Origin of the sequence: Paraburkholderia caffeinilytica (genome assembly GCF_046030355.1) — a bacterium.
GTDB lineage: Bacteria > Pseudomonadota > Gammaproteobacteria > Burkholderiales > Burkholderiaceae > Paraburkholderia > Paraburkholderia caffeinilytica_B.
The window spans coordinates 106,915-132,175 of sequence record NZ_JAQQCQ010000018.1 but is presented as its reverse complement, the minus strand read 5'-3'; the positions used below and the strand labels follow the sequence as shown (position 1 = coordinate 132,175).

General features: G+C 61.4%; 26 protein-coding genes and 1 tRNA gene. 13 read left to right on the top strand and 14 right to left on the bottom strand.

Annotation, left to right across the window (positions count from 1 at the left end):
• Positions 1-17: 17 nt before the first annotated feature.
• On the bottom strand, positions 18-272 hold the full coding sequence (locus tag PQQ95_RS25205; protein ID WP_408441974.1) for a hypothetical protein: 255 nt from the start codon (positions 270-272) through the stop codon (positions 18-20).
• 203 nt (positions 273-475) lie between these two features.
• On the opposite strand from PQQ95_RS25205, the gene PQQ95_RS25200 reads away from it, so the two are divergent.
• From PQQ95_RS25200 to PQQ95_RS25170, 7 genes are all read left to right on the top strand, one after another.
• Positions 476-1,186 carry a response regulator transcription factor gene (locus PQQ95_RS25200; RefSeq protein ID WP_408441972.1) on the top strand — a complete coding sequence of 237 codons (711 nt, stop codon included), beginning with the start codon at positions 476-478 and terminating at the stop codon, positions 1,184-1,186.
• 62 nt (positions 1,187-1,248) lie between these two features.
• Positions 1,249-2,535 carry a glutamyl-tRNA reductase gene (gene hemA / locus PQQ95_RS25195; protein ID WP_408441969.1) on the top strand — a complete coding sequence of 429 codons (1,287 nt, stop codon included), beginning with the start codon at positions 1,249-1,251 and terminating at the stop codon, positions 2,533-2,535.
• 122 nt (positions 2,536-2,657) lie between these two features.
• Positions 2,658-3,740 carry a peptide chain release factor 1 gene (gene prfA / locus PQQ95_RS25190; protein ID WP_408441966.1) on the top strand — a complete coding sequence of 361 codons (1,083 nt, stop codon included), beginning with the start codon at positions 2,658-2,660 and terminating at the stop codon, positions 3,738-3,740.
• A gap of 4 nt (positions 3,741-3,744) precedes the next feature.
• Entirely contained in the window at positions 3,745-4,587 is an 843-nt protein-coding gene (prmC, locus tag PQQ95_RS25185) for a peptide chain release factor N(5)-glutamine methyltransferase (RefSeq protein ID WP_408441963.1), read from the top strand.
• A gap of 113 nt (positions 4,588-4,700) precedes the next feature.
• A complete protein-coding gene (gene grxD / locus PQQ95_RS25180) occupies positions 4,701-5,012 on the top strand; it encodes a Grx4 family monothiol glutaredoxin (RefSeq protein WP_012434475.1) in 312 nt (103 codons plus the stop codon).
• A 49-nt stretch (positions 5,013-5,061) separates the two neighbouring features.
• Entirely contained in the window at positions 5,062-5,655 is a 594-nt protein-coding gene (locus PQQ95_RS25175; RefSeq protein ID WP_408441960.1) for a UbiX family flavin prenyltransferase, read from the top strand.
• Between the two features lie 219 nt (positions 5,656-5,874).
• Positions 5,875-6,660, top strand: a complete 786-nt coding sequence (locus PQQ95_RS25170; protein ID WP_408441958.1) for a DODA-type extradiol aromatic ring-opening family dioxygenase — start codon at positions 5,875-5,877, stop codon at positions 6,658-6,660.
• Positions 6,661-6,809: 149 nt separating this feature from the next.
• On the opposite strand, the gene PQQ95_RS25165 is transcribed toward PQQ95_RS25170, so the two are convergent.
• Positions 6,810-8,405: an APC family permease gene (locus tag PQQ95_RS25165; protein ID WP_408441956.1), complete on the bottom strand. Its 1,596-nt coding sequence runs from the start codon at positions 8,403-8,405 to the stop codon at positions 6,810-6,812.
• A gap of 528 nt (positions 8,406-8,933) precedes the next feature.
• On the opposite strand from PQQ95_RS25165, the gene PQQ95_RS25160 reads away from it, so the two are divergent.
• A complete protein-coding gene (locus PQQ95_RS25160; RefSeq protein WP_007180251.1) occupies positions 8,934-9,137 on the top strand; it encodes a cold-shock protein in 204 nt (67 codons plus the stop codon).
• A gap of 111 nt (positions 9,138-9,248) precedes the next feature.
• Here the strand turns inward: PQQ95_RS25160 and PQQ95_RS25155 are convergent, their stop codons facing one another.
• The gene (locus PQQ95_RS25155; protein WP_408441953.1) at positions 9,249-10,499 is read right to left on the bottom strand and encodes an Hsp70 family protein; all 1,251 of its coding nucleotides are present in this window, start codon (positions 10,497-10,499) and stop codon (positions 9,249-9,251) included.
• 190 nt (positions 10,500-10,689) lie between these two features.
• Between PQQ95_RS25155 and PQQ95_RS25150 the strand changes: the two genes are divergently transcribed.
• On the top strand, positions 10,690-12,165 hold the full coding sequence (locus tag PQQ95_RS25150; protein ID WP_408441951.1) for an MFS transporter: 1,476 nt from the start codon (positions 10,690-10,692) through the stop codon (positions 12,163-12,165).
• A 128-nt stretch (positions 12,166-12,293) separates the two neighbouring features.
• Here PQQ95_RS25150 and PQQ95_RS25145 read toward each other — a convergent pair whose 3' ends face one another.
• A complete protein-coding gene (locus PQQ95_RS25145) occupies positions 12,294-12,887 on the bottom strand; it encodes a nitroreductase family protein (RefSeq protein ID WP_408441949.1) in 594 nt (197 codons plus the stop codon).
• A gap of 189 nt (positions 12,888-13,076) precedes the next feature.
• Positions 13,077-14,360: an MFS transporter gene (locus PQQ95_RS25140; protein WP_408441947.1), complete on the bottom strand. Its 1,284-nt coding sequence runs from the start codon at positions 14,358-14,360 to the stop codon at positions 13,077-13,079.
• Between the two features lie 154 nt (positions 14,361-14,514).
• On the opposite strand from PQQ95_RS25140, the gene PQQ95_RS25135 reads away from it, so the two are divergent.
• Positions 14,515-15,159 carry a TetR/AcrR family transcriptional regulator gene (locus PQQ95_RS25135; protein ID WP_408441944.1) on the top strand — a complete coding sequence of 215 codons (645 nt, stop codon included), beginning with the start codon at positions 14,515-14,517 and terminating at the stop codon, positions 15,157-15,159.
• Positions 15,160-15,244: 85 nt separating this feature from the next.
• On the top strand, positions 15,245-15,799 hold the full coding sequence (locus tag PQQ95_RS25130) for a DUF1415 domain-containing protein (RefSeq protein ID WP_408441942.1): 555 nt from the start codon (positions 15,245-15,247) through the stop codon (positions 15,797-15,799).
• Positions 15,800-15,840: 41 nt separating this feature from the next.
• Here PQQ95_RS25130 and PQQ95_RS25125 read toward each other — a convergent pair whose 3' ends face one another.
• Positions 15,841-16,683 carry a class I SAM-dependent methyltransferase gene (locus tag PQQ95_RS25125; protein WP_408441940.1) on the bottom strand — a complete coding sequence of 281 codons (843 nt, stop codon included), beginning with the start codon at positions 16,681-16,683 and terminating at the stop codon, positions 15,841-15,843.
• 386 nt (positions 16,684-17,069) lie between these two features.
• Here PQQ95_RS25125 and PQQ95_RS25120 point away from each other — a divergent pair, with 386 nt between their 5' ends.
• On the top strand, positions 17,070-17,390 hold the full coding sequence (locus PQQ95_RS25120; protein ID WP_042329129.1) for a type II toxin-antitoxin system HicA family toxin: 321 nt from the start codon (positions 17,070-17,072) through the stop codon (positions 17,388-17,390).
• Between the two features lie 91 nt (positions 17,391-17,481).
• On the opposite strand, the gene PQQ95_RS25115 is transcribed toward PQQ95_RS25120, so the two are convergent.
• Positions 17,482-17,691 (bottom strand): DUF1059 domain-containing protein, encoded by a 210-nt coding sequence (locus PQQ95_RS25115; RefSeq protein WP_201079526.1) that lies wholly within the window; start codon positions 17,689-17,691, stop codon positions 17,482-17,484.
• 382 nt (positions 17,692-18,073) lie between these two features.
• On the opposite strand from PQQ95_RS25115, the gene PQQ95_RS25110 reads away from it, so the two are divergent.
• Positions 18,074-19,345, top strand: coding sequence for a TIGR03862 family flavoprotein (locus PQQ95_RS25110; protein ID WP_408441936.1), 1,272 nt, complete (start codon positions 18,074-18,076; stop codon positions 19,343-19,345).
• 58 nt (positions 19,346-19,403) lie between these two features.
• Here the strand turns inward: PQQ95_RS25110 and PQQ95_RS25105 are convergent, their stop codons facing one another.
• The 7 genes from PQQ95_RS25105 to petA form a co-directional block, all read right to left on the bottom strand.
• Entirely contained in the window at positions 19,404-20,528 is a 1,125-nt protein-coding gene (locus PQQ95_RS25105) for a methyltransferase (RefSeq protein ID WP_408441934.1), read from the bottom strand.
• A gap of 427 nt (positions 20,529-20,955) precedes the next feature.
• Positions 20,956-21,031, bottom strand: a tRNA-Thr gene (locus PQQ95_RS25100).
• 19 nt (positions 21,032-21,050) lie between these two features.
• On the bottom strand, positions 21,051-21,575 hold the full coding sequence (locus PQQ95_RS25095; RefSeq protein ID WP_408441931.1) for a ClpXP protease specificity-enhancing factor: 525 nt from the start codon (positions 21,573-21,575) through the stop codon (positions 21,051-21,053).
• A 74-nt stretch (positions 21,576-21,649) separates the two neighbouring features.
• The gene (locus tag PQQ95_RS25090; protein WP_006052302.1) at positions 21,650-22,261 is read right to left on the bottom strand and encodes a glutathione S-transferase N-terminal domain-containing protein; all 612 of its coding nucleotides are present in this window, start codon (positions 22,259-22,261) and stop codon (positions 21,650-21,652) included.
• A gap of 95 nt (positions 22,262-22,356) precedes the next feature.
• On the bottom strand, positions 22,357-23,112 hold the full coding sequence (locus PQQ95_RS25085; protein WP_408441928.1) for a cytochrome c1: 756 nt from the start codon (positions 23,110-23,112) through the stop codon (positions 22,357-22,359).
• Positions 23,113-23,134: 22 nt separating this feature from the next.
• On the bottom strand, positions 23,135-24,514 hold the full coding sequence (locus PQQ95_RS25080; RefSeq protein ID WP_408441925.1) for a cytochrome b: 1,380 nt from the start codon (positions 24,512-24,514) through the stop codon (positions 23,135-23,137).
• Positions 24,514-25,134, bottom strand: coding sequence for a ubiquinol-cytochrome c reductase iron-sulfur subunit (petA, locus tag PQQ95_RS25075; protein ID WP_120289276.1), 621 nt, complete (start codon positions 25,132-25,134; stop codon positions 24,514-24,516). The genes PQQ95_RS25080 and petA overlap by 1 nt, the downstream gene beginning before the upstream one ends.
• Between the last annotated feature and the right edge of the window lie 127 nt (positions 25,135-25,261).

Below are 25,261 nucleotides of genomic sequence, written 5' to 3'. Positions count from 1 at the left end.
GAGTCACCTGCAAATATTCATCGACGGGAAAGCAAGCCGACCGTCACGGCAACGGCGATCAACGCGACGCCGGTACAGACCGGCCATTCGAGCGTACCGCCATCATGAAAGAGACCAACCACGTTGCCGGCCATGCGCGCGACACCCGCGCCCAGCACCCCTGCCCCTAGCGCCGCCCACCACGGGGCACGGCTCGAACGGCGCAGCGGATGCAGCCACCAGCCCGCCAGGCCGATCACCGCGCCCAGCACCAGGATTCCGGGCCACCCCATTAGCGGCAGGTCTCGCGCAGTTTCAGATTTGTCTCATGGGCGCAAGGAGCCAGGACAGCTAGCATTTTTATCTCGTTAACTATAGAGGTTCAGCACGGCGCTTTCCGCATAGCGGTTGAGTTTAGGGGTCGGGGTGATGTTAGGCAAGTTATACGCCTTACGAATAAGCCTGGTCCCGGGTATTGCCAAGCTGAAAGCGTGCCATGCGAATCGCCCTTATCGAGCCGGACTTACGGCATGCCACCTTGGTCGGCCGGTTGATCTTTGCCGGCGGCCATGCGTGCCAGCACTTCACCGCGAGTGCACCGTTTCTGCACCGCGCCGCCGACGAATGCTTCGATCTTCTCATCACGGAAAACTGGGCCGGCGACCATTCCGCCGAAGACCTGATTCCGCGCGCCCGCTCCATCCTGCCGAACTTGCCGGTGATCGTGCTGCTGTCGGAACCACGCGAGAGCCAGATTGTTGCCGCACTGCACGCCGGTGCCGACGACTGCCTGAGCAAACCGGTCCGCGGCCCGGAAATGCTGGCCCGCGTGGACGCGCTGCTGCGACGCGCGGGCCTGCGGCGACCGTCCAACCGGCGGCGCGACACGATCGGCGGCTATGCGTTCGACACGGCGCAGTTCGCCGTCACCTTCCGCAACCAGACAGTCACCCTGACGCCGAAGGAATTCCGCTTTGCGCTATTGCTGTTTACCAATCTGTCGCGGCCGGTGTCGCGCGCGCATATTCTCGAAACCGTCTGGACACGCCGCCGCGACGTAAAGTCGCGTACCGTCGACACCCATGCGTCACGGGTTCGGACCAAATTGCAGTTGCGCCCGGAACTCGGGTATTGCCTGACACCGCTCTACGGCTATGGCTATCAACTCGACGCGATCCCGCCGGAAGCCATTGTGGAGGCCGGATGACGGGCGCAGAATGAAAGAATCGTGGAAACGCTATAATATTGGGCTAAACCATAGCTCCCCATATGCAGCTTCTAACGATCGGAATCAATCACCACACTGCGCCTGTCGCCTTGCGCGAACGCGTGGCGTTTCCGCTCGAACAGATCAAGCCTGCACTGGACACCTTCAAGAGCGTCTGGCTCGGCCGCACCGCCCGCACGGCGCCGGAAGCGGCCATTCTGTCCACCTGTAACCGCACCGAACTCTACTGCGCGACCGACGACCACGCCGCGCGTGAAGCCGCGATCCAGTGGTTCTCGAAGTACCACAACCTGCCCATCGACGAACTCGCGCCGCACGTCTACGCGCTGCCGCAGTCGGAAGCCGTGCGCCACGCGTTCCGCGTCGCCTCGGGGCTGGATTCGATGGTGCTGGGCGAAACGCAAATCGTCGGACAAATGAAGGATGCGGTGCGCACGGCGTCTGAAGCCGGCGCGCTCGGCACCTATCTGAACCAGTTGTTCCAGCGCACCTTCGCCGTGGCGAAGGAAGTGCGCAGCACGACCGAAATCGGCGCGCAGTCGGTTTCCATGGCGGCAGCCGCCGTGCGGCTCGCACAACGGATTTTCGACAAGGTTTCGAACCAGCGCGTGCTGTTCATCGGCGCGGGCGAAATGATCGAGTTGTGCGCTACGCACTTCGCGGCGCAGCAGCCCCGCGAACTCGTCGTCGCCAATCGCACCGCCGAACGCGGCACCCGCCTCGCCGAACGCTTCAACGGCCGGGCCATTCCGCTCTCCGACCTGCCCACACGCATGCACGAGTTCGACATCATCGTGTCGTGTACGGCTTCCACCTTGCCGATCATTGGTCTGGGCGCAGTTGAGCGGGCCGTGAAAGCGCGCCGTCACCGGCCGATTTTCATGGTCGATCTGGCCGTGCCGCGCGATATCGAACCCGAAGTCGGCAAGCTCGAAGACGTGTTCCTGTACACCGTCGACGACCTCGGCGCGATCGTGCGCGAGGGCAATGCGTCGCGGCAAGCCGCCGTCGCGCAAGCCGAAGCGATCATCGAAACGCGGGTGCAGAACTTCATGCAATGGCTCGACGCGCGCAGCATCGTGCCGGTGATCCGCCACATGCATACGCAGGCCGACGTGCTACGTCGCGCCGAAGTCGAACGCGCGCAGAAAATGCTCGCCCGCGGCGACGATCCGGCTGCGGTGCTCGAGGCGCTGTCGCAATCGCTCACCAATAAACTGATCCACGGCCCCACGCACGCACTCAATCGCGCGAGCAGCGAGAACCGTGACACGCTCATCGAATTGATGAGCGGCTTCTACAAACACTCCGGTTCTACGGAGCGTTAGCGGCGCAGCCACCGCCGCACCGTCCGTGCCACCCTGCGTGGCCCGCGACATGCTTCTGACCAGGGCATCCGCCCACTCCCCTAGTCGTCGTCCTTGCCGGAGTCCGCTCCGATACCCGTCCGATGAAAACGAGCATGCAACGCAAGCTCGACCAGCTCACTACCCGGCTGGCCGAACTGAACGACCTGTTGAGCCGCGAGGACATCACCTCGAATCTCGACCAATACCGCAAGCTCACGCGTGAACACGCCGAGCTCGGGCCGGTCGTCGATCATTACGCGCTGTGGCGCCAGGCGATGAACGACGCGGCGACCGCGCAGGAACTGCTGGCGGACGTGTCGATGCGCGACTTCGCGGAAGAAGAAATCCGTGCCGCGCGCGAGCGGATGGAAAAACTCGGCGCGGAATTGCAGAAAATGCTGCTGCCGAAAGACCCGAACGACGACCGCAACATCTTCCTCGAAATCCGCGCCGGCACAGGTGGCGACGAATCGGCGCTGTTCGCGGGCGATTTGCTGCGCATGTATCTGCGCTTTGCCGAACGCAATCGCTGGCAGGTCGAGATGATGTCGGCGAGCGAATCGGACCTCGGCGGCTACAAGGAAGTGATCGTGCGGATCGCAGGCGAAGCGGCCTATTCCAAGCTCAAGTTCGAATCGGGCGGCCATCGCGTGCAGCGCGTGCCGGCTACCGAGACGCAGGGCCGCATTCACACGTCGGCGTGCACGGTCGCGGTGATGCCGGAGGCGGACGAAATCGGCGAAGTCGAAATCAATCCGGCCGATCTGCGCATCGACACGTTCCGCGCGTCCGGCGCGGGCGGCCAGCACATCAACAAGACCGACTCGGCGGTGCGCGTGACACACTTGCCGACCGGGATTGTCGTCGAATGTCAGGACGACCGGTCGCAGCACAAGAACAAGGATCGTGCGCTGAAGGTGTTGGCCGCGCGCATCAAGGACAAGCAGTCGCACGAGCAGCAGGCAAAGGAAGCGGCGACGCGCAAAAGCCTGATCGGCTCGGGCGATCGCTCGGAGCGGATTCGCACCTACAACTTCCCGCAAGGGCGTCTGACAGATCACCGGATCAATCTGACGCTGTATCGCCTCGACGCGATCATGGACGGCGATCTCGACGAACTGATCGCGGCACTCGTCAGCGAGCATCAGGCCGAGTTGCTGGCCTCGCTGGGCGACGCGGACTAAGCGGATGGATCCGGTCACGCCCGCCGCACTGCTGCGCGCTTCGCCGCTGCCGTTGCTCGAAGCGCGGATTCTGCTTACGCACGTGCTCGGCTGGCGGCACACGCAATTGATTACGCGCAGCGATGAAGCGCTCGACGGCGCGGTGGTCGAGCGCTATCGGGCTCTGGAAGCGCGGCGTGTCGCCGGTGAGCCTGTAGCGCAACTGGTCGGCGCACGCGAATTTTTCGGGCTTGATTTCGAGGTGACGCCGGACGTGCTGATTCCACGTCCCGAAACGGAGTTGCTGGTCGAAACGGCGTTGGCTGCGATGGAAAACATCTCGCGGCCGCGCGTGCTCGATCTGGGCACCGGCACCGGCGCAATCGCCGTGGCCATAGCGTCGATGCGGCCCGACGCGCAGGTCTGGGCGCTGGACCGATCCGCCGAGGCCCTGGCAGTGGCTACACGCAATGCCACGCGTCTACTGGACGCCAAACGCCCTGGCGGCGCCGTCGTCCTGCAGCAAAGCGACTGGTACGGCTCGCTCGACGCAGCGTTGCGCTTCGACGTGGTCGTCAGCAATCCGCCGTATATCGCGAGCGGCGATCCGCATCTGTCGGAAGGCGATTTGCGCTTCGAGCCACGCGGCGCGCTCACCGACGAAGCCGACGGCCTCAGCGCGATCCGCAAGATTGTCGCGGGCGCACCTACACGTCTGGCCACCAACGGCGTATTGTGGATTGAACACGGATACGATCAGGCAGAAGCCGTGCGCAGCCTGCTGACGGCGCAGGGTTTTATGGAAGTCCGCTCGGAGCAGGATCTCGCCGGCATCGAGCGAATCAGCGGTGGACGCTGGACCGGCTGACCTCGATAGATGCCCTCATCGCCGAGGCGGCAAAGCGGCCCTCGGCCGGTCTTACCGAAATCCGCTATCATTTCAGCCTATTCCCTACACATAACGGAACCGCAAGGTCAGTCATGGATACGCAACAACGCATCAAGCAAATCGTCGACGAAAACAACGTCGTGCTCTTCATGAAGGGCACCGCCCAGTTCCCGATGTGCGGCTTTTCCGGCCGCGCCATCCAGATCCTGAAGGCATGCGGCGTCGGCGAAATCAAAACCGTCAACGTGCTCGAAGACGACGAAGTCCGCCAGGGCATCAAGCAGTTCTCGAACTGGCCGACCATTCCGCAGCTCTACGTAAAGGGCGAATTCGTCGGCGGCTCGGACATCATGATGGAAATGTACGAATCGGGCGAACTGCAGCAGCTGTTTGCCGCGGCTTAAGCGGCCGCTGTCCGAACGTTTGTTGTCCTCCGATAAGGCGCCGCGAGCCATGGAAACACGCGTTGCGGCGCCGCGCCGGCTGATCGTCGCGATCACCGGCGCAACCGGCGCCATCTACGGCGTCCGGTTGCTCGAGACGTTGCGCCGGCTGGGCGGCGTCGAGAGCCATCTGCTGATTTCGAGCGCCGGGTGGCTCAATATCCAGCACGAACTCCAGTTGAGCAAAGAAGACGTGCATCCGCTCGCGGATGTCGTCCATTCGGTGCGCGATGTCGGCGCGAGTATCGCGTCCGGCTCGTTTGCCACCGAAGGCATGGTGGTCGCCCCCTGCTCGATGAAGACGCTGGCCAGCGTCGCCCATGGTTTTTCCGACAACCTGATCACCCGCGCCGCCGATGTCACGCTCAAAGAGCGCCGCCGGCTCGTGTTGCTGGTGCGCGAAACGCCATTCAATCTCGCTCATCTGCGCAATATGACGGCCGTCACCGAAATGGGCGGCGTGATCTTCCCGCCTTTGCCTGCGTTCTACAACCAGCCCACGACGATCGACGAGATGGTCGATCACACGGTGGCACGCGTGCTGGATCTATTCGCATTGGGACCGGCCATGTCGCCCGCATGGCAAGGTTTGCACGGCGCGTAGGAATAATTCACGGGACGACGCATTGCCACCGCGCGTGGCGTGGAGGCAGGCGCGACATTGCCGCGGTTTCACGAGCGGCGCTCCACAATTGCCCCATCGTGATTAATAACGCCTGCGACACAATCAATTCCGTTTTCACCCGTTTATCAAACGCCGGTACGGACCTATATTGATAGCAACCCCACTTTCGCGCCGCGCTCACGCGGCGGCGTTGCTGCCATGACTCGCTTACCGTCGCTCTTCCTTTCCCACGGCGCGCCTACGCTGCCGATCGACCCGTCGTTGCCGTCCGCCGAATTCGGCGCACTGTCGGCACAATTGCCGCGTCCTGAAGCCGTGCTGATGCTGTCGGCCCACTGGGGCACGGCGCAACCGGTAGTGAGCACGTCCACGGCGCCCGAGACCATCCACGATTTCTACGGTTTCCCGCGTCAGTTGTATGAGATTCAGTACCCGGCTCCCGGCGCACCCGATGTGGCGCGCCGCGCCGCGGTGCTGCTCGGCGAATACGGCATCCTCGCCGACGCCCAGCCGCATGGACTCGACCACGGCGCGTGGGTGCCAATGCTGCTGATGTTCCCGGAAGCCGACGTGCCGGTCGCGCAACTGTCGATCCAGCCGCACATGGACGCTGCTCATCACTTCCGTGTGGGGCGCGCGCTGCGCTCGCTGAAAGATGACGGCGTGATGGTGATCGGCTCGGGTCAAATCACGCACAATCTGCGCGCTGCGGATTTTTCCGCGCGCCCGGAAGATGCCGATCCGCGCGTCACCGAATTCACCGACTGGTTTGAATCCCGGCTTGCCGCACACGACATCGACGCGTTGCTCGACTACCGCCGTCAGGCGCCGCACGCGGTATTGATGCATCCAACCGACGAGCATCTGCTGCCCGTGTTCGCGGCACTGGGTGCGGCAGACGACGACTATTCGCTGGCGATCCAGTCGCTCGGCACCTATCAGCGCTCGCTCGCCATGACAAATTACGTGTTCGGCACCGCTTGATTCAATGCCTGGATGACGCCTGTCATGCAGGTCGAAGCAACACCAGCAAAAAAGCCCGCCTGAGCAACTCAGGCGGGCTTTTTTCGTATTGTGCCGAACCACTGCGATCCGGCGGTCCGGCGGTCCGGCGCAAAACTCAGCGCAGCAAGTTAATGTGCGCCCATGCCTTCGAGCACTTCGTCATGCGTCTGACGCTCTTCAAGGTATTCCGAACGATAGCCGCTGTTCACACCCCAGTAGTAGAACACCAGCGAGAACACGGCCACCACCAGCATGTCCCAGCCGTACGGCAGGAGGCCGTGGCCGCCAAACTCCTTGCTGCCGATCAGCGACAGAACCGCCATCCCCGGCAGGTACGCCACGAGCCACCATGCAGCCTTCAGGTCACGCCCCCAGCCGCTGAACCCCGACTTCGCCTGGAAGTAGAAGTACACCGGCAGCGCGACGACCATCAACAGAATGATTTCGCCGGTCAGCGGCCACTTCGCCCAATACAGGATCAGCGACGCACACACGAAAGCGAACGGTGCAATGATCTTCATGCCCGCGATGTGCAGCGGGCGCTCCAGATCCGTCGCCGCGCGGCGCAGCGCCATCAGGCTGATAGGGCCAGTCAGGTACGAGATCACGGTCGCCACCGAGATCACCGCCGCCAACGAACTCCAGCCGCGGAAGAAGAACAGGAAAATGAACGACACCAGCAGGTTGAACCACATCGCCTGACGCGGCACGCCGTAGAACGGGTGCACGTTGCCGAACATCTTCGGCATCGTGTTGTTGCGCTCCATGGCGTAGATCATCCGGGTGGTGGTCGCCATGTAGGTCGTGCCGGTGCCGCTCGGGCTGACGAACGCGTCGACGTACAGCAGGATAGCCAGCCAGTTCAGGTTCAGCGCGATTGCCAGTTCGGCAAACGGCGAAGCGAAGTTGAAGTGGCTCCAGCCCTTCATCACGTCGCCCGGGCTCACCGCGCCGATATACGCGATCTGCAGCAGCACGTAGATCACCAGCGCCAGCAGGATCGAGCCGATCACCGCGAACGGCACGCTTTTGGCCGGATTGCGCGCTTCACCAGCGAGGTTGATCGGGCTCTGGAAACCGTTGAAGGCGAACACGATACCGCTCGTCGATACCGCCGTCAGCACAGCCGACCAGCCGTACGGCGCAAAGGTGCTCACCTCGCCGAAGTTTTCCTTGTGAAAGCCCGTCAGCATCAGACCCGCGATCGTCGCACCCGGAATCAGGAACTTGAAAACCGTGATGGCCGAATTGGCGCGCGCGAACAGCTTCACGCCCCAGTAATTCAACAGGAAGTAAATGATCACCAGGGCCGCGGACAGCAACAGCCCATTGGTCGTTAATGACCCATCCACGAATAGCGCGTGCGCCCATGGATATGGCCAGGTGCTCATATATTGAATGGATGCTTCTGCCTCGATTGGAATCACCGAGACAATTGCGATCCAGTTGGCCCATGCGCTGATGAACCCAACCAGCGCGCCGTGCGAATAGCGCGCGTAACGCACCATGCCGCCCGACTCCGGGAACATTGCGCCGAGTTCCGCGTAGGTCAACGCAATCGCGAGAATCACCACCGCGCCGATGACCCATGCACAAATGGCAGCCGGCCCGGCAATTTTTGCAGCCTTCCACGCGCCGAATAGCCAGCCCGATCCGATGATCGAACCCAAGCCGGTCAGCAAAAGCGCGACCGGTCCGATGTTCCGTTGTATAGAACTTTTCACATCTTCTCCTGTGTCGACCCGAGTTAGCGCTTTAGCGCTTACTCGGGTCCCATACACCGTAAGTCGACCCGAGTTAGCGCCTTGCCCCACTCCGGTCCCATGCAAGTTGCGGGCATGCCGGCACCGCGTAGTATCGCTTGTGGCGGCGGGAACGGGGTGTCGCGCATGCATACGCGACGGCCCATTCCAATCAGGTGCAACCGACAGCGCGGCGCGTAGTTTAACGGTTGCACCCGTACGTTGCAGTGAAACTAAGGGTTCTCCCTGGCAAAATTCTCCGACGAATAGCAAGCTTTGTAAGCAACTTTTACGCCAAGCTGCCAAAACATTGTAAAGTTGGGATGAGAGTGTTGACCTTCGCCCGAAATCACCGTATAACGTTCGGGCAGGATTTCAAGCGGCGAGTGAATTGGTCTTTCGTAGTTCGCCCATCAACGGTACTCCGGTTGGTCCCATTACCCCCTTCCTTGATTTTCATGCGCACCCATTGGGCTTCGGCCTTATTTACCATCTTTAGGAACAAGTAATATGGAAACCGGTACCGTCAAGTGGTTCAATGACGCAAAGGGCTTTGGCTTCATCACGCCGGACGGCGGTGGCGAAGATCTGTTCGCGCATTTCTCGGAAATCCGCACGGAAGGCTTCAAGACGCTGCAAGAAAACCAAAAGGTTACGTTTGAAGTGAAGACGGGCCCGAAGGGCAAGCAAGCTGCTAACATCAAGCCGGTGTAAGCACGCACGCTTCCTTCTGGACGCAAAAAACCCCGCCTCGGCGGGGTTTTTTTATATTCATCGCCACTGCATGCGGCGATTATCTCCGCAGTATGCGTTTGATCAATCTGGTTATCCGAACAAACGCCGCGCGTGAATACCAAGACCTGTCGCGACGCTGGCAAGACGGTCACCGAATACCGCTTTGGCATCCGGAAACGCTGCAGCCAACGCGCCAGATAGAAACGCTAATCCGGTCGAGCCACCCGTGAAGTAAATCGCATTGACGTCGCGCGGGGCCACACCGGCCGCCTGAACCGTATCGCGCGCGGCCTGCACGATGCGCTGCGTCTCGTCCTGACCGGCCTTGATGAGCTGCGCTTCGTCGAATGCCAGACGCAGGTCGTCCTCCACCTCGTCGAGGTCGATCACGGTCTCGCCGCCCGCCGCCACGCCGATCTTCGCCTCTTCCGCATGAGCGGCCAATGCATGGCCCAGACGGCGTTCCACGACGCGCATCAGGCGGTCGTGATGTTTGGTCTGGATGAACAGATGCCGCATGAGCGCGAGTTCGCTGACGCGCTTCGGTGCGTAGACCGTGTTGATCAGGTGCCAGGTCGCCAGGTCGAAATAGATGCGGTTCGGAATCTCACGGCCTTCGGGGTCGAGTGTCTGATAGCCGAGTTCGCGCAGAATCGTCACCAGTTCGACGCGACGATCGAAATCCGTCCCGGCAACGTGCACACCGTGGTGGGCGAGCACGTCGTCTTTACGCTCGACGCGCGTCATGCGCTCCGGCCCCACCCGCACCAGCGAAAAGTCCGACGTGCCGCCGCCGATGTCGGCCACCAGCACGAGCCCTTCTTCCGTCAGGTGCGATTCGTAGTCGAACGCGGCCGCGATCGGCTCATACTGAAAGTGAATCTCCCGCAACCCGACGGAACGCGCCGCGGCTTCGAGCTGCTGCTGCGCCATCTGGTCGGCACGCGGATCGTCGTCGACGAAGAACACCGGGCGGCCCAGCACGGCGCGGCTGATCGGGCCACCGGCGCTCTTCTCAGCCGACCGCTTCAGATGATCGACGAAAATCGCGATGATGTCCGTGTACTTGATCGCCGAACCGTCGCCGAGATCGGTCGAATTCTCGGCGAGCGGTGAACCGAGAATACTTTTCATCGAACGCATCAGACGGCCGTCGAAACCGTCGATGTACGCCGCCAGCGCCGAGCGCCCGAACTCGCGAGTGTTCTCGTCGGTGTTGAAAAAGACGGCGGTCGGCAGCGTGGTATAGGCGCCCTCGACCGGCGCAAGCCTAAGCGCAGCGCCATCTGGGACGGCCACGGCCGAATTGGAAGTACCGAAGTCAATCGCGCAATAGTTCATGGCAGGAATCGCCGCTCACGGCTGGCGCGGACAGAAAGGGGAGCGGCTTTGTATCACGAAAGCCCAATCAGCATCAACTGACGCTTTCCGGGACACCCGCAATCATCACCCAGGTCCGCTCGACGGAACAAAAATTGCTGAATTCGACAGGATACGCTACCAAATTTCGGCAATCAGGAGACTTGCAGCAATGAGCGCGCCGCCTACCGCCGCTGTCCATGAGAAAAACGCCCCTGTCATTGAAACCGACCTGCCCTCACGGCTAGATCGTTTGCCGTGGGGACGCTTTCACTCGCTGATCGTCGTCGCGCTGGGCGTGACGTGGCTGCTCGACGGACTGGAAGTGACGCTCGCAGGCGCTGTCGCAAGTGCGTTGAAGTCTAGCCCATCGTTGCACTTTACCAACGCCGACGTTGGCCTCGCCGGCAGCGCTTATATTGCCGGCGCCGTGCTCGGCGCGCTCGGCTTCGGCTGGTTGACCGACCGGCTCGGCCGTCGCAAGCTGTTCTTCATCACGCTCGCGTTATATCTGGCTGCAACCGCGGCGACCGCTTTTTCGTGGAATCTCGCCAGTTTTCTGCTGTTTCGCTTTCTTACCGGCGCGGGCATCGGTGGCGAATACACGGCGATCAATTCGACGATCCAGGAGTTCACGCCCGCGCGGGTGCGCGGCTGGACCGATCTCGGCATCAACGGCACGTTCTGGGTCGGCGCGGGGCTCGGGGCAGCGGGTTCGTTGATCCTGCTCGATCCGAATCTGTTGCCGGGAGATTGGGGCTGGCGGGCCTGCTTCTTCATCGGCGCGGTACTGGCGCTGGGAATTCTGCCGATGCGCATCTGGGTGCCCGAAAGTCCGCGCTGGCTGCTGACGCACGGCGGCGAACACGAGGCGCGCTCGATCGTCGACGGTATCGAAACGCGCTTTCGCACCGAAGGCCATGCCCTCTCCGACGACAGCCTCACGCGTTTAAGGCTGCGGACACGCGGACATACGCCGCTACGCGAGGTATTTCACACGCTGTTCAACGTGCACCGACGGCGCGCGCTGGTTGGCCTATCGTTGATGACCGCGCAGGCGTTCTTCTACAACGCGATCTTTTTCACCTACGCGCTGGTGCTAACCGATTTCTATCAGGTGCCAGGCGACCACATCGGCTGGTATCTGTTGCCGTTCGCGCTCGGCAACTTCCTGGGACCGCTGGTGCTCGGCCGGCTCTTCGACGTCATCGGGCGACGCAAGATGATCGCCACGACTTACGCGTTGTCCGGCATCCTGCTGACGCTGAGCGGCTACCTGTTCGAGCAGCAGATGCTCACCGTCGTGACGCAGACGATCGCGTGGATGGTGGTCTTTTTCTTCGCGTCGGCGGCCGCGAGTTCGGCGTATCTGACGGTCAGCGAATCATTTCCGCTGGAAATCCGCGCGCTCGCGATCGCCGTGTTCTACGCGTTCGGCACCGCGCTGGGCGGCATCATCGGTCCGGCGTTCTTTGGCCGGCTGATCGATACGCATCAGCGCAGCGAAGTATTTTCAGGCTATCTGGTCGGCTCGGGGCTGATGCTCGCCGCTGCGGTGATCGCCGCGATCTGGGGCGTGGATGCGGAGCGCAAGTCGCTTGAAAATGTTGCCACGCCGCTTTCGAGTGTCACGGACAGTGTGGATTGAACCATGCGCTTTGAGCGACGTGACCGACTGGGAATAAACCACGCGCCTTAAAGCGTCACGGACAACCCGAAATAAAAAACGCGCGATCAGCGCCGCGCGTTTTTGTCACCATCAAAGTCGCAACGGACTCAGAATGCCTTCTTCCACCCGCCACCATAAGCGATCTCGGCGAGCGGCAAACGCTGACGCACCGACTTCTCCCGCTCGCGCAGCACCGGATCGAGTTTGTCGACGTCACCGTAATGGCCGAGCGAAATGATGGCGATCACATCGACGTCGGTCGGCAGCTTGAACGCCGTGCGGAACGCGTGCGGATCGAAGCCGCTCATCTGATGCGCGGCGAGGCCGAGCGCATGCGCCTGCAACACCAGCGCCATCGCCGCAGCACCTGCGTCGTACGGCGCGCAACGGTTCACTTCGCCCTTGTTGGTGAGCGTGTGCGTGGTTACCGCGATCAGCACCGGCGCCGGCGCATTCCAGCCCTGGTTGAACGGCACCAGGGTGGCGAAGGCCTGCTTGAATGAAACTTCATCGACGCTACGGTCGAATACGAGAAAACGCCACGGTTGCGCGTTATAGGACGACGGCGCCCAGCGTGCCGCTTCGAGCACCGAATGCAGATGCTCGCGGCTCACCGGCTCGCTCGAATACGCGCGCGGGCTCCAGCGACCTGCAATCAGCTCGTGAATGGCAACTGCGGTAGGGGCGGGTTTGTTGGTCATGCGCTTCTCTCGGTCGAAATTCATGATCGACGGGCGACTGCCCGGGGTCTCATAGCATAACCGGGCTGAGCCCCTCGCGCTTCACCAAGTGCACGGTTAGTTTCACGTCGGCGGCAATGGCAAACGGCCTCGTATGAGGCCGTTTGCGCAGGCTCGCTTCGTTCACCGGACACACACACGGGCGCGGTGTCACACCGCTTGCGGCTCCGGCACCTTGGCCGGCCGGTTGATCCGCAACACGATCACGGCGGCAACGAGGCACAGCCCACCAGAAATCATCGATGCCACCGTGTACGTGCCGAGGCTTGCGCGCAGCATGCCCGCACCAAGCGCCGCGAAGGCCGCGCCGAGCTGGTGGCCGGCGACCACCCAGCCGAACACGACCGGCGCCGCGTCCTTGCCGTAGACATCCGTCGCGAGACGCACGGTGGGCGGCACCGTGGCGATCCAGTCGAGCCCGTAGAACACCGCGAACAACGGCAGGCCGAAAAAGTCGATACCGAAGGCGTGCGGCAGATACATCAGCGACAAACCGCGCAGACCGTAATACCAGAACAACAACACACGGCTATTGAAGCGGTCCGACAGCCAGCCCGACAGCGTCGTACCAAACAGATCGAAGATACCCATTGCGGCAAGCAGGGAGGCGCCCTGCACTTCGCTCATGCCGTAGTCGCCGCACATTGCGATCAGGTGCGTGCCGACGTAACCGTTGGTGCTTGCGCCGCAGATAAAGAAGCTGAAGAACAGCAGCCAGAAATCACGCGTCTTGCTCGCCATCGCGAGGGTGCCGAAGGCAATGGCCAACGGATTCTGCTTCGTCACGACGTTGGAGACCGGCGCATCGGCCGGTTCGCCGAACGGACGCAACTTCATGTCCGCCGGCCGTTCCGGCAGCAGAAACGCGACCAGCGGCAAGACGATCGCAGCCGCGCCCGCGACGACCCACACCACCTGGCGCCAGCCGTAGTGTTCGGCGATGGCCGCCAGCATCGGCAGGAACACCAGTTGGCCGGTCGCCGAACTAGCCGTGAGAATCCCCATCACGAGGCCACGGTGCGTGGTGAACCAGCGCGTCACCACCGTCGCCGACAATGACAGCGCGGCCACGCCCGTCGAGCCACCGACCATCACGCCCCAGATCAGAACCATTTGCCACGGATGCGTCATCAGCGATGACAGCGCCACACCCGCCGCCATCGTGCCCAGCGCGACGAGCAGCGTAGGACGCACGCCAAAACGCTGCATCGCCGCGGCGGCGAACGGCCCCATCAAGCCGTAGAGCGCGATGTTCACGGAGATCGCGAGCGAAATCGTCGCACGGCTCCAGCCGAACTGATGCTCCAGCGGCACCATCATCACGCTCGGCGTGGCGCGCGTGCCGGCCGCCGCCAGCAGCACCAGAAACACCACGGCGACGGTCAACCAGCCGTAGTGGAAACGTCCGCCAATCAGTCTTGCTGCCCAATTCATCGGTTCTCCAATCGACGCCTGCCCCGCCGGCCGCGTCGCCCGTATTGTTACGATTTTGGTAAAGGACTTGTGACAGATCAGTCACAATAGTGTTGCGATACTAGTTACTGCTCGGTAACATGTCAAGGCGTCAGTTCAATTCAGGTGACATTCCATGTCCAACAGTAAGCCCCTCACCCAACCAGCGGAAGCAAAGCGAACGCGCGGTGCGCAGACGGCCGGCCCGGAAGCCCAGCAGCATCTGCTGCGCGCCGCGGACGAACTGTTCTATCGCGAGGGTGTGCGGACAGTCGGCGTCGACGCGGTGGTCGAACGCGCGGGTGTGAACAAGATGAGCTTGTACCGCCAATTTTCGTCGAAGGACGAACTGGTGATCGCATATCTGGAGCGCAAAGACGAGCAGTTTTTCGGCTACGTGGAGAAGAGCTTTGCGAAACATCCGGGCGAACCGGCCAGGCAGCTTCAACAATATTTCGACGACCTAGCCATGCGCGCATCGGTCGACGGCTACCGCGGCTGTCCGTTCGTGAACGTGTCGGTGGAGTTTTCTGATACGACGCATCCGGCGCGGCAATTCGTGTTTCGCAACAAGCAACGGCTCATGGCGCGGCTTCTGGAACTGGCCACCGCGGCAGGCGCCGACGATCCGGAGACGCTGGCCAACGGTCTGGGTTTGATGATCGAAGGCGTGTATGCGGCCAGCCAGACCTACGGCCCGGGCTGCGGGCCGATTCTTGCCGCCCCGAAGGTGGCGGCGCAGTTGATCGCCGCGGCGTGCGGCGGGACACAAGCGGGTTGAGGTTTTTGCCGCCCTGTTGCGGCAGCGCACGGATCGGTGCCGTTCCGCGCCATTAGAATGGCGCTTTACCTTTTCGCTGCTTGCCATGCCGTCGCCCGCCGAATCTCATGATGCTGTTATCGCCGCTACTCGTCATTGGCTGACGAAGGCCGTGATTGGGCTCAACTTGTGCCCCTTTGCCAAAGCCGTGCATGTGAAGGGGCAGATTCGCTATGCCGTGAGCGACGCGGTGGATATGGAAGGGGTGCTAGCCGATCTCGAAACCGAGATTCAGACGCTCGTCGCGGCGCATCCTGATGCGGTGGACACCACGCTTCTGGTGATACCGCGCGCGCTCAGCGATTTTCTCGACTATAACGATTGCCTGTTTTTTGCCGAGCGGATGATCAAACAACTTCGGCTGGAAGGCATTATTCAGATTGCCAGCTTTCATCCGCATTATCAGTTCGAAGACAGCGAACCCGACGATATCGAGAACTATACGAATCGCGCGCCCTATCCGATTTTGCATCTGCTTCGCGAAGAGAGTATTGAACGGGCGGTTCAGGCTTTTCCAGATGCGGAAGCGATTTATGAGCGGAATCAGGAGACGCTTCGGCGCATCGGTCTTAAAGGCTGGAATGAATTGATGAAAAAGTAGTGCTCACGGTGGCCAAGAAACAGCCACCGCCGCAAGACGGATCAGGCTGAAACAAAAAACCGCTCTTTCAGCTCCTCGATCCCAAGCGTCTCCATCACTTCATTCAGCCGCTCGGTCGGCCGCCGCCTCGGCAGGTCCTTGAACTGGGCAATTATCAGTTCATTCTTCATGGAATGTTCCCACCCCACCAACTCGGTGACACTCACCTGATATCCATGCGCTTCCAGCTGCAGGCAGCGCAGCACATTGGTAATCTGGCTTCCGAATTCGCGGGTATGCAACGGATGCCGCCAGATTTCCGTCAACGCATTCCCCAGCGATTTACCCTTGTTCTGCCGTAAAACCCCCGCCACCTCGGCCTGACAACACGGCACCACCACGATGTACTTCGCGTGCTTTTCCAGAGCAAACCGGAGCGCGTCGTCGGTCGCGGTATTGCAGGCATGCAACGCGGTCACGATATCGATCTGCGCCGGCAAACGGTCTGACGTAATCGACTCCGCCACCGACAAATTCAGAAACGACATCCCCTTGAAGCCCAGCCGCCCGGCCAGTTCCTCGGATTTCGTCACGAGATCCTCGCGCGTTTCAATGCCGTAAATGTGCGACGCCCCACCAGCGGCATCCTGAAACTCCTTGAAGAAAAGGTCATACAGGATAAAACCTAGATATGACTTGCCCGCGCCGTGGTCGACGAGCGTTACGGCGCCCTGCTGGTCCTTGAGGTCTTTCAGCAGCGGCTCGATGAACTGGAACAGGTGGTAGACCTGCTTCAGCTTGCGGCGGCTGTCCTGGTTCATCTTGCCGTCGCGCGTGAGGATATGAAGCTCCTTCAGCAACTCGACGGACTGGTTCGGACGGATTTCGTGGGTTTTGCTGGACATCGTTAGAGACCGCCCTCGATTGCAACGCGAACGTGCGACAGATGACGGAAAAAAGGAAAAGTTGCTGCCAGTTTACCCAAAGCGCAGGCCGCTCACCTGAGGAGCCGCGTCGACCATGCAAGAAATGCCACAAACCTGGAACACTTCCTGCTCAAAACGCACGATGCGGGACGTATTCCGGCGTGGCTTGAAAGCACCTTGCGGGCCGGCTCACTCGATGGCGTAAGCCGTGTCGCGCATAACAACAAGCTGCCGGCCGTGACCTCGATCACGCGAACCGAATGCATGTGGGGAGGACGGTCCCGGAACACGGACCGAACGTTACGTAACCAGCAGCGCGCCGCGATCTCAAACGGACGCGCGCCTGGATAATAGAAGAGGCAGCGATGGACACGGTACCCAACGGAAACGTCGAGCAGAAGTTTCAGGAAATGCTGGCGAAGCTCACCGCCACCCCTGCGTGGTCGGAAAAACAACAACTCGAACTGGAAATGGCGCGCGACATTTCCACCGAAATGCTGCGGCTGGCCGAAGTCATGCGCGATGGCAGCGTCGACATGGAGACATGCCTGACCATGCTCAAGTACGCGAAAGTGCTCGACTTCGTGATGACGACACTCGCGTCGCGTCGCGACATCAAACCGCAAACGCTGCGGGTCATTTTCAAGCTGGCCGGACTGAAAGTGGATGAGGCCTATCCCGGCTAGGACGACAAGACCACGCCGCGACCAGCACGAGCGGCACGCCGCCGTTCGTACTGGTTAGCCGCCCTTCATCTTCAAGAAAAAGGACAACGAATCACGCGCGCGGCGCCTCCACCGGCGGCGTGCCTTCATGAAAGAGCGTCTTGAGCTGCGAGCGCAATTCCGGCGAGTCCGTGTGTTTGTGTACCGTGACGGCATGTTGCACGGCTGCGTCGAGCAATTCGCTCTCGCTGTCGGCGGATAGGGCGACGGTGCAATTCATTTCGCTCGGAAACTCGCGACAGTCGATGTATTTGCGAGTCATGGCAATCTCCTTGATCAAACGTCGAAACACCTGACAGACAGCGAACGCGCAAGCCACGTCGCCAGCCGCGACGCGGCAGTATTGGCCACGCCGGGCGAATTGAAAGCGGTGGGGTAATACGACGCGGGGGAAAAGCGGACGGCGTCCGGTGGAAGGTGTTTGAAAAGTATAGTTCGCGCAGGCAGATTGCAAAGCAGCGAGCGCCAATCCAGCCGATGCAAAAGCGCCCGAACCCAGCGTTTTTCAGCCGGTTGTCGGGACGGTGCGGGCGCCGGTTTGCCCTGCGGTGTTCGCGGTGTGAAAATAGCGCCCTTCGCGCTGCCCGATCTACAGTTCGTCAGATCAGGCCAACGCACTCCCCTCCGCTCATCCGCAGGACCGCATGCCATCCTCCTTCAACTCCGCCCGCGTCGCCGTGATCGGCGGCGGCCCCGCCGGCTTGATGGCCGCCGAGGCGCTCGCCCAGCACGGCTTGCAGGTCGACGTCTACGACGCGATGCCGTCGGTTGGCCGCAAGTTTCTGATGGCGGGCAAAGGCGGCATGAACATCACGCATTCGGAACCGCTCGAGCCGTTTCTTGGCCGTTACGGCGCGCGCCGCGAACAGATCGCGCCGTTACTCGAGCTGTTCGGTCCCGACGCCTTGCGGGCATGGCTGCATGCGCTTGGTGTCGAAACCTTCGTCGGCAGTTCAGGGCGCGTTTTTCCGACCGATATGAAAGCGGCGCCGATGCTGCGGGCGTGGTTGCATCGGTTGAGGGAAGCCGGCGTGCGCTTTCACATGCGTCACAAGTGGACCGGTTGGGACAACGAAGATGGCGACACCGCAACGCACACGTTGCGCTTCGAAACGCCCGACGGCGAACAGCGCGTGAGCTGCGACGCCGTGGTCTTCGCACTCGGCGGCGCAAGCTGGCCGAGGCTCGGATCGGACGCCGCCTGGGTGCCGCTGCTGAGCGCACGCGAGGTGCCGGTAACGCCGTTGCGGCCCGCGAACTGCGGCTTCGATGCGGACTGGAGCCCCTATCTGCGCGAGCGTTTCGCCGGTCAGCCGGTGAAATCGGTAGCCATCACACTCACCGACATAGACAATAAAGTCCACAATCGACAAGGTGAAATACTTCTGACCGAAACGGGCCTCGAAGGGAGCCTGATTTACGCGTTGTCGGCAGCCATCCGGGAGCGGATTCTCGCCGACGGCGACGTCACGATCACGCTGGACCTGGCGCCAGGCTTGACGTTGGAGCGTGTCGTAGCCGAAGTCACGCGACCGCGTGGATCGCGTTCCATGTCGACTCACCTGCAGGGCAGAGTCGGCCTTGGTGGCGTAAAACTGGCCTTATTGCATGAGATTCTGTCGAAGGAAGCCTTCACCGATGAGAAAGGCCTCGCGCACGCAATCAAGGCGCTGCCAGTGCGGCTCACGCGCGCCCGGCCTATCGCGGAAGCGATCAGCACGGCGGGCGGCATCCCCTTCGAAGCGCTCAATCAGCATCTGATGATCAAGCACCTGCCCGGCGCGTTCTGCGCGGGCGAAATGCTCGACTGGGAAGCGCCGACCGGCGGTTATCTGCTCACCGCCTGCTTCGCCAGCGGCCTGGCGGCTGGACGCGGCGCATTAGCGTATCTTGAGGCGCGCGGCGTCCAGGTCTGACACGCCGCGCGTCAGGGGCGCCTCATTACGCGTCGTTGCGCTCCCCGCGCGTCACCGTTTAACGCGCTTTCAGTCGCCAGAGCGACGTCACTTCGGCCATGCGTGCCGTATGCAGCGCGTCGGTTTCATCGGTCGACTTCGGGTGCCGCGGGCGAATATCCTCGCGTCCCGCCACGGTCAGCCCCGCCTTTTCAATAGCGGCAAGCAACCACTCGCGCGTACGCAATCCGAGGTGCTCGGCGAAGTCCGACATGATCAGCCAGCCTTCCCCGCCCGGCGACAAATGCTCCACCAAGCCGTTCAGGAAGCCGAGCAACATGCGGCTTTCGGAATCGTAGATCGCGTATTCGATCGGCGAGGCCGGTCGCGCCGGCACCCACGGCGGATTGCAAACCACCAGCGGCGCCCGGCCTTCCGGAAACAGATCGGCTTGCACGACCTCCACTTGCTGGTCGTAACCGAGACGCGTCAGGTTTTCGCGCGCGCAAGCCAGCGCTCGCGGGTCCTGGTCGGTCGCGACGATTTTCTTCACGCCGCGTTTGGCGAGCAGCGCAGCCAACACGCCTGTACCCGTACCGATATCGAACGCCTTGTTCAACGACGGCAACGGTGTGCGCGCGACCAGATCCACATATTCACCGCGCACTGGCGAAAACACGCCGTAGTGTGGATGAATACGCTCACCCAGCGCGGGAATTTCCACGCCCTTCTTGCGCCACTCGTGCGCGCCGATCAGACCGAGCAATTCGCGTAGCGACACGACCGAGGGCTCGTCGGTAGACGGCCCATAGGTTTCGATACAGGCCTGCTGCACTTCCGGCGCGCGACGCAGCGGAATGGCGTAGGCGGCGTCGAGCGGGATCAGAATCATGCCGAGCGTACGGGCACGTTGCGACTGGGCCTGACGATGCAGGTTGAACGCGTCGATCGGCGTTTCGCCCTGCTTGCGCGGTTTGCGTTCCAGTCGGCGCGTGACCGCCTGCAGCAACTGGCGGGCGTTCTGAAAGTCGCCGTTCCAGAGCAGCGCGGTGCCTTCGCATGCGAGGCGGTAGGCGGAGTCGGCAGTGGTGCGGTCATCGGCGACGACAACGCGCTTGGGCGGCGGCACCGCGGCTTCGGAGCGCCAACGCGCACTGCGGGGGCCGTCGGCTTCGGGCCAGGTGAGGATTGCGGGGCTGGTCATGATGAAGGTGGGGTCTGTGTTGCGGGAGTGACGCGGTGAAACCTCGCGTCTCGGGGGCATTGCCCGCCGGAGTGACTGATCGTGATGCCGACTGACGCCCGAATAGTACCTCTCCCGATCGGGTTCGCGGGACGGTATCTGTCGATGATCACCGGGAAGAGGATGCTGCCACGCCCGTCTGGCGTGGCCTAAGAGCCAATCAGAAGCCCATCGTAGACTGAAATGTCCACAATCGACAAGGTGAATGAGATATGGTGAAAATGAGCCCTTTTCCGGTCTCACCCAACATCCCGGAGCAGCATGCCTTCACGCCTTCTGCCCCGCGCGGCAAGGGTTCCCGAACGCACGCCCATCCGGTTCCTCTGATTCCCGCCCCCAATAAAAAAACGGGTTTCTGAAATTCTTCAGAAACCCGTTTTCGTACAACTGGTGCCGGCTGCAGGACTCGAACCCGCCACCTCATGATTACAAGTCAAGCGCTCTACCTGATGAGCTAAGCCGGCATGAGGCCGTGATTCTACTTCATTTCACGATCTTGAGGCGAGCCCTTCCGCCACCTTTTGATCCGTCATCGTCAGGCTGCGGACCCTCCGTCGCGCTTTCCGCTTTCGCAGCATCTGCAGCGGAAGGCGACGCTTCGACCGCGCGCGGCGCTACGCTGACGGGCGCGGCCGGCGACGCGGCTTCGTCCGCCGATTCCGCATCGGCGCCGGAATCCTGTGCTTCGCCGCCCGCCGACTCGACCGGAAACGCCATGCCCTGGCCATTTTCGCGCGCATAGATCGCGAGAATATTGGCGATCGGCACTTCGATCTTGTGCGACTTGCCCGAAAAACGCGCGCTGAACTCGATCCATTCATTGCCCATCTGCAACTGGCTGGTCGCCTCGAAGCTGATGTTCAACACGATCTCGTTATCGCGCACGAACTGGCGCGGCACGCGCGTCTGATTGTCGACGCGGACCGCAATATGCGGCGTGTAGCCGTTATCCGTGCACCACTCGTACAACGCGCGCAGCAGATAAGGCTTAGTGGAAATCTCTTGCATCAACAGTCCTCTTACCGGGTTGGGGCGCACACGGAAAACAATCGAGACGCGGCGCCCTCACCCCAAAGCCAAACTCAACGACGCATCACCTTTTCCGACGGTGTCAGCGCTTCGATATAAGCCGGGCGGCTGAAAATACGCTCGGCGTACTTCATCAGCGGTGCAGCATTCTTCGACAGTTCGATGCCATAGTGATCCAGACGCCACAGCAATGGCGCGATCGCGACGTCCAGCATCGAGAACTCTTCGCCGAGCATGTACTTGTTCTTCAGGAAGATCGGTGCGAGCTGCGTCAGGCGATCGCGGATCGCGAGACGTGCCTTCTCGTGATTCTTCTCAGCGGCCTTGCCCTTTTCGTTTTCGAGCGTGCCGACGTGAACGAACAGTTCCTTTTCGAAGTTCAGCAGGAACAGACGGGCGCGGGCGCGCTGAACCGGATCGGCCGGCATCAGTTGCGGGTGCGGGAAGCGCTCGTCGATGTATTCGTTGATGATGTTCGATTCGTACAGAATCAGGTCCCGTTCGACGAGAATCGGCACCTGACCATACGGATTCATCACGGCGATGTCTTCCGGCTTGTTAAACAGGTCGACGTCGCGGATCTCGAAGTCCATGCCCTTTTCGAACAACACCAGCCGGCAACGCTGGGAGAACGGGCAAGTAGTGCCGGAATACAGAACCATCATGTTTACGTTTCCTCAAAAAGCTGAAAGGCCAGCGCGCGGAAAAACCGTTCAGCAGGTTTTTCCTGGCGCCGGCCCCACGCCGGGTAACGGCGTGATTATTTGATATGTTTCCAGTACGCGGCGTTCAGTCGCCAGGCGAAAAAGCTCAGAATGCCGAGGAACAGCAGCACCCACACGCCAAGCTGTTTGCGGGTTTTCTGCGTCGGTTCGGACATCCATGACAGGTACGACACGAGGTCGGCCACAGCAGAATCATAATCTACCGGCGACATCGTCCCCGGCGTGACCTGTTGGAAGCCGACAAATTTGTGCACCGTTTCGCCTGTTTTTTCGTCGACGGCATCACCGAATTTCGCGGTACGTTGCCCCTGAAGCTGCCACAGCACGTGAGGCATGCTCACATTTTCATACACCAGATTGTTCCAGCCGGTTGGCCGCGTATTGTCGCGATAAAAGCTGCGCAGATACGTGTACAGCCAGTCCTTGCCACGCGCCCGCGCTTCCACCGACAAATCCGGCGGGCTCGCGCCGAACCACGCTTTCGCGTCGTCCGGGCGCATTGCCACGGTCATGGTGTTGCCGACTTTATCCGTGGTGAACAGCAGATTCGACTGGATTTCGGCTGGCGTAATGCCCAGATCGGTCAGCCTGCTGTAGCGCATCAGATTCGCGCTATGGCAATTCAGACAATAGTTTACAAACAATTGGGCGCCGTGCTGCAACGAAGCAAAATTCTCCGCGTTATCAGGCGCGCGGTCGAGAGGGAAATTCTCGTCCGCGTGCGCCGGTCCAGCCAGCACCGCGAGCAGTGTCGCGCCGATCAGCGCGCACGTCGAAAGCAGTTTTTTCATTTCGTGTTCTCCGGGCTCGCGATTAGTGGGGCTTGAACCGCACCCGCTCGGGCGGCTGCTTGAACGTGCCAAGCCGCGTCCAGACAGGCATACCGAGGAAAAACGCGAAGTAGATCAGCGCGCAGATCTGGGCAATCAACGTCGAGGCGGGCGACGGCGGTTTAGTGCCGAGGAAGCCCAACGTCAGGAAAGCGAGCACGAAGATCCCGTAGAACACCTTGTGAAAAAACGGCCGGTAGCGAATCGACTTCACCGGCGAGCGATCGAGCCACGGCAGGAAGAACAGCGAAATCACCGCGCCGCCCATCACCACCACGCCCCAGAACTTCGATTCGGTGAAGGCCATGGCCAGAACCACCAGCACGGCGAGCACCGGCAAACCGAGCTTCCACTTGCCGCGAGCACGCACCAGCGCGAACAGGCCGAGCAGCGCGATGATAATCATCAGCACGATCTTGAATGGATCAGTGGTGGCGCGCAGCATCGCATAGAACGCCGTGAAGTACCACACCGGCGCAATTTCCTGCGGCGTTTGCAGCGGATTGGCGGGAATGAAGTTATTCGCTTCAAGGAAATACCCGCCCATCTCCGGCGCGAAGAAAATGATCGCCGCGAAAATGATCAGGAACACCGTCACGCCCATGAAGTCATGCACGGAGTAGTACGGATGGAACGGAATGCCGTCGAGCGGAATGCCGTCCGGGTCCTTCTTCGCCTTGATCTCGATGCCGTCGGGGTTGTTCGAACCCACTTCATGCAGCGCCACCAGGTGCGCGACCACGAGGCCGATCAGCACCAGCGGAATCGCGATCACATGGAATGCGAAGAAGCGGTTCAGCGTGACGTCCGAGACGACGTAATCGCCGCGAATCCACAGCGACAGATCCGGTCCGATGAACGGAATCGCCGAGAACAGGTTCACGATCACCTGCGCGCCCCAGAACGACATCTGGCCCCACGGCAGCAGGTAGCCGAAGAACGCCTCGGCCATCAGGCACAGAAAGATCGCGCAGCCGAAAATCCACACCAGCTCCCGCGGCTTGCGATACGAGCCGTACATCAGTCCGCGGAACATGTGCAGATACACGACGACGAAGAACATCGACGCACCCGTGGAGTGCATATAGCGGATCAGCCAGCCCCACGGCACCTCGCGCATGATGTACTCGACCGACGAGAACGCGAGCGTCGCGTCGGGTTTGTAGTTCATCGTGAGGAAGATGCCGGTGACGATCTGATTGACCAGCACCAGCAGCGCGAGCGAACCGAAGAAGTACCAGAAGTTGAAGTTCTTCGGCGCGTAATACTCGGAAACGTGCTTCTTCCACGTGGACGTCAGCGGAAAGCGGCGGTCGATCCAGCCGACCAGCCCGGTCGTCTCTACTTCGTGTTCGATCGCCATTACGCTTCTCCTTTCTCGTCCTTGCCGATCACGAGGCCGGTGGCCGACGTGAACATGTAGGGCGGGATGTCGAGGTTCTGCGGCGCAGGTTTGTTCTTGAAGACGCGGCCGGCCATGTCATAGGTCGAGCCGTGGCACGGGCACAGGAAGCCGCCTGGCCAGTCGTCTGGAAGATTGGGCTGCGCGCCCTCCTGGAAGCGCGGCGTCGGCGTACAGCCCAGATGGGTGCACACGGCGACGGCGACGAAAAGATTCTTGTGATCGGTGCGTGAACGGAATTCGTTGTTGCAGTACTCCGGCAACGGCATCGAAAAAGGATTCTTGGTGTGAGGATCCGCTACTTCGTTATCGGCTTTCTGGACATCGGCGAGCATCCTGTCGGTGCGGTTGATGATCCACACCGGCTTACCGCGCCAGGCAACGGTTTTCATGTCGCCGGGCTTGAGATCACTGATATCGACTTCGACCGGGGCGCCTGCCGCCTTGGCCTTTTCAGATGGTGCAAACGAACTAACAAAGGGTACGACAGTGGCAACGCCTCCTATGCCACCTGCTACGGTCGTCGCTATCAGCCAGGTACGGCGGCCGCCGTCGACGCGTTCATCTTCCTTGTCTCGCATTACACGCCCCACTTCTGAGTTGGATTTTTCCTTCACGTCGCTTCTACCGCCGCTAGTTTGCGCGAATGGAGTCGGCATTTACAAGGCCCCATTGCCAAAAACCGTGCGAAGCCCTTGATAACTCAGG

Bases quoted from the DNA above. Each gene is read 5' to 3' on its own strand.
- PQQ95_RS25205 (WP_408441974.1), bottom strand. From the start codon at position 272: ATGGGGTGGCCCGGAATCCTGGTGCTGGGCGCGGTGATCGGCCTGGCG.
- PQQ95_RS25200 (WP_408441972.1), top strand. From the start codon at position 476: ATGCGAATCGCCCTTATCGAGCCGGACTTACGGCATGCCACCTTGGTC.
- hemA (WP_408441969.1), top strand. From the start codon at position 1,249: ATGCAGCTTCTAACGATCGGAATCAATCACCACACTGCGCCTGTCGCC.
- prfA (WP_408441966.1), top strand. From the start codon at position 2,658: ATGAAAACGAGCATGCAACGCAAGCTCGACCAGCTCACTACCCGGCTG.
- prmC (WP_408441963.1), top strand. From the start codon at position 3,745: ATGGATCCGGTCACGCCCGCCGCACTGCTGCGCGCTTCGCCGCTGCCG.
- grxD (WP_012434475.1), top strand. From the start codon at position 4,701: ATGGATACGCAACAACGCATCAAGCAAATCGTCGACGAAAACAACGTC.
- PQQ95_RS25175 (WP_408441960.1), top strand. From the start codon at position 5,062: ATGGAAACACGCGTTGCGGCGCCGCGCCGGCTGATCGTCGCGATCACC.
- PQQ95_RS25170 (WP_408441958.1), top strand. From the start codon at position 5,875: ATGACTCGCTTACCGTCGCTCTTCCTTTCCCACGGCGCGCCTACGCTG.
- PQQ95_RS25160 (WP_007180251.1), top strand. From the start codon at position 8,934: ATGGAAACCGGTACCGTCAAGTGGTTCAATGACGCAAAGGGCTTTGGC.
- PQQ95_RS25155 (WP_408441953.1), bottom strand. From the start codon at position 10,499: ATGAACTATTGCGCGATTGACTTCGGTACTTCCAATTCGGCCGTGGCC.
- PQQ95_RS25150 (WP_408441951.1), top strand. From the start codon at position 10,690: ATGAGCGCGCCGCCTACCGCCGCTGTCCATGAGAAAAACGCCCCTGTC.
- PQQ95_RS25145 (WP_408441949.1), bottom strand. From the start codon at position 12,887: ATGACCAACAAACCCGCCCCTACCGCAGTTGCCATTCACGAGCTGATT.
- PQQ95_RS25140 (WP_408441947.1), bottom strand. From the start codon at position 14,360: ATGAATTGGGCAGCAAGACTGATTGGCGGACGTTTCCACTACGGCTGG.
- PQQ95_RS25135 (WP_408441944.1), top strand. From the start codon at position 14,515: ATGTCCAACAGTAAGCCCCTCACCCAACCAGCGGAAGCAAAGCGAACG.
- PQQ95_RS25130 (WP_408441942.1), top strand. From the start codon at position 15,245: ATGCCGTCGCCCGCCGAATCTCATGATGCTGTTATCGCCGCTACTCGT.
- PQQ95_RS25125 (WP_408441940.1), bottom strand. From the start codon at position 16,683: ATGTCCAGCAAAACCCACGAAATCCGTCCGAACCAGTCCGTCGAGTTG.
- PQQ95_RS25120 (WP_042329129.1), top strand. From the start codon at position 17,070: ATGGACACGGTACCCAACGGAAACGTCGAGCAGAAGTTTCAGGAAATG.
- PQQ95_RS25115 (WP_201079526.1), bottom strand. From the start codon at position 17,691: ATGACTCGCAAATACATCGACTGTCGCGAGTTTCCGAGCGAAATGAAT.
- PQQ95_RS25110 (WP_408441936.1), top strand. From the start codon at position 18,074: ATGCCATCCTCCTTCAACTCCGCCCGCGTCGCCGTGATCGGCGGCGGC.
- PQQ95_RS25105 (WP_408441934.1), bottom strand. From the start codon at position 20,528: ATGACCAGCCCCGCAATCCTCACCTGGCCCGAAGCCGACGGCCCCCGC.
- PQQ95_RS25095 (WP_408441931.1), bottom strand. From the start codon at position 21,575: ATGCAAGAGATTTCCACTAAGCCTTATCTGCTGCGCGCGTTGTACGAG.
- PQQ95_RS25090 (WP_006052302.1), bottom strand. From the start codon at position 22,261: ATGATGGTTCTGTATTCCGGCACTACTTGCCCGTTCTCCCAGCGTTGC.
- PQQ95_RS25085 (WP_408441928.1), bottom strand. From the start codon at position 23,112: ATGAAAAAACTGCTTTCGACGTGCGCGCTGATCGGCGCGACACTGCTC.
- PQQ95_RS25080 (WP_408441925.1), bottom strand. From the start codon at position 24,514: ATGGCGATCGAACACGAAGTAGAGACGACCGGGCTGGTCGGCTGGATC.
- petA (WP_120289276.1), bottom strand. From the start codon at position 25,134: ATGCGAGACAAGGAAGATGAACGCGTCGACGGCGGCCGCCGTACCTGG.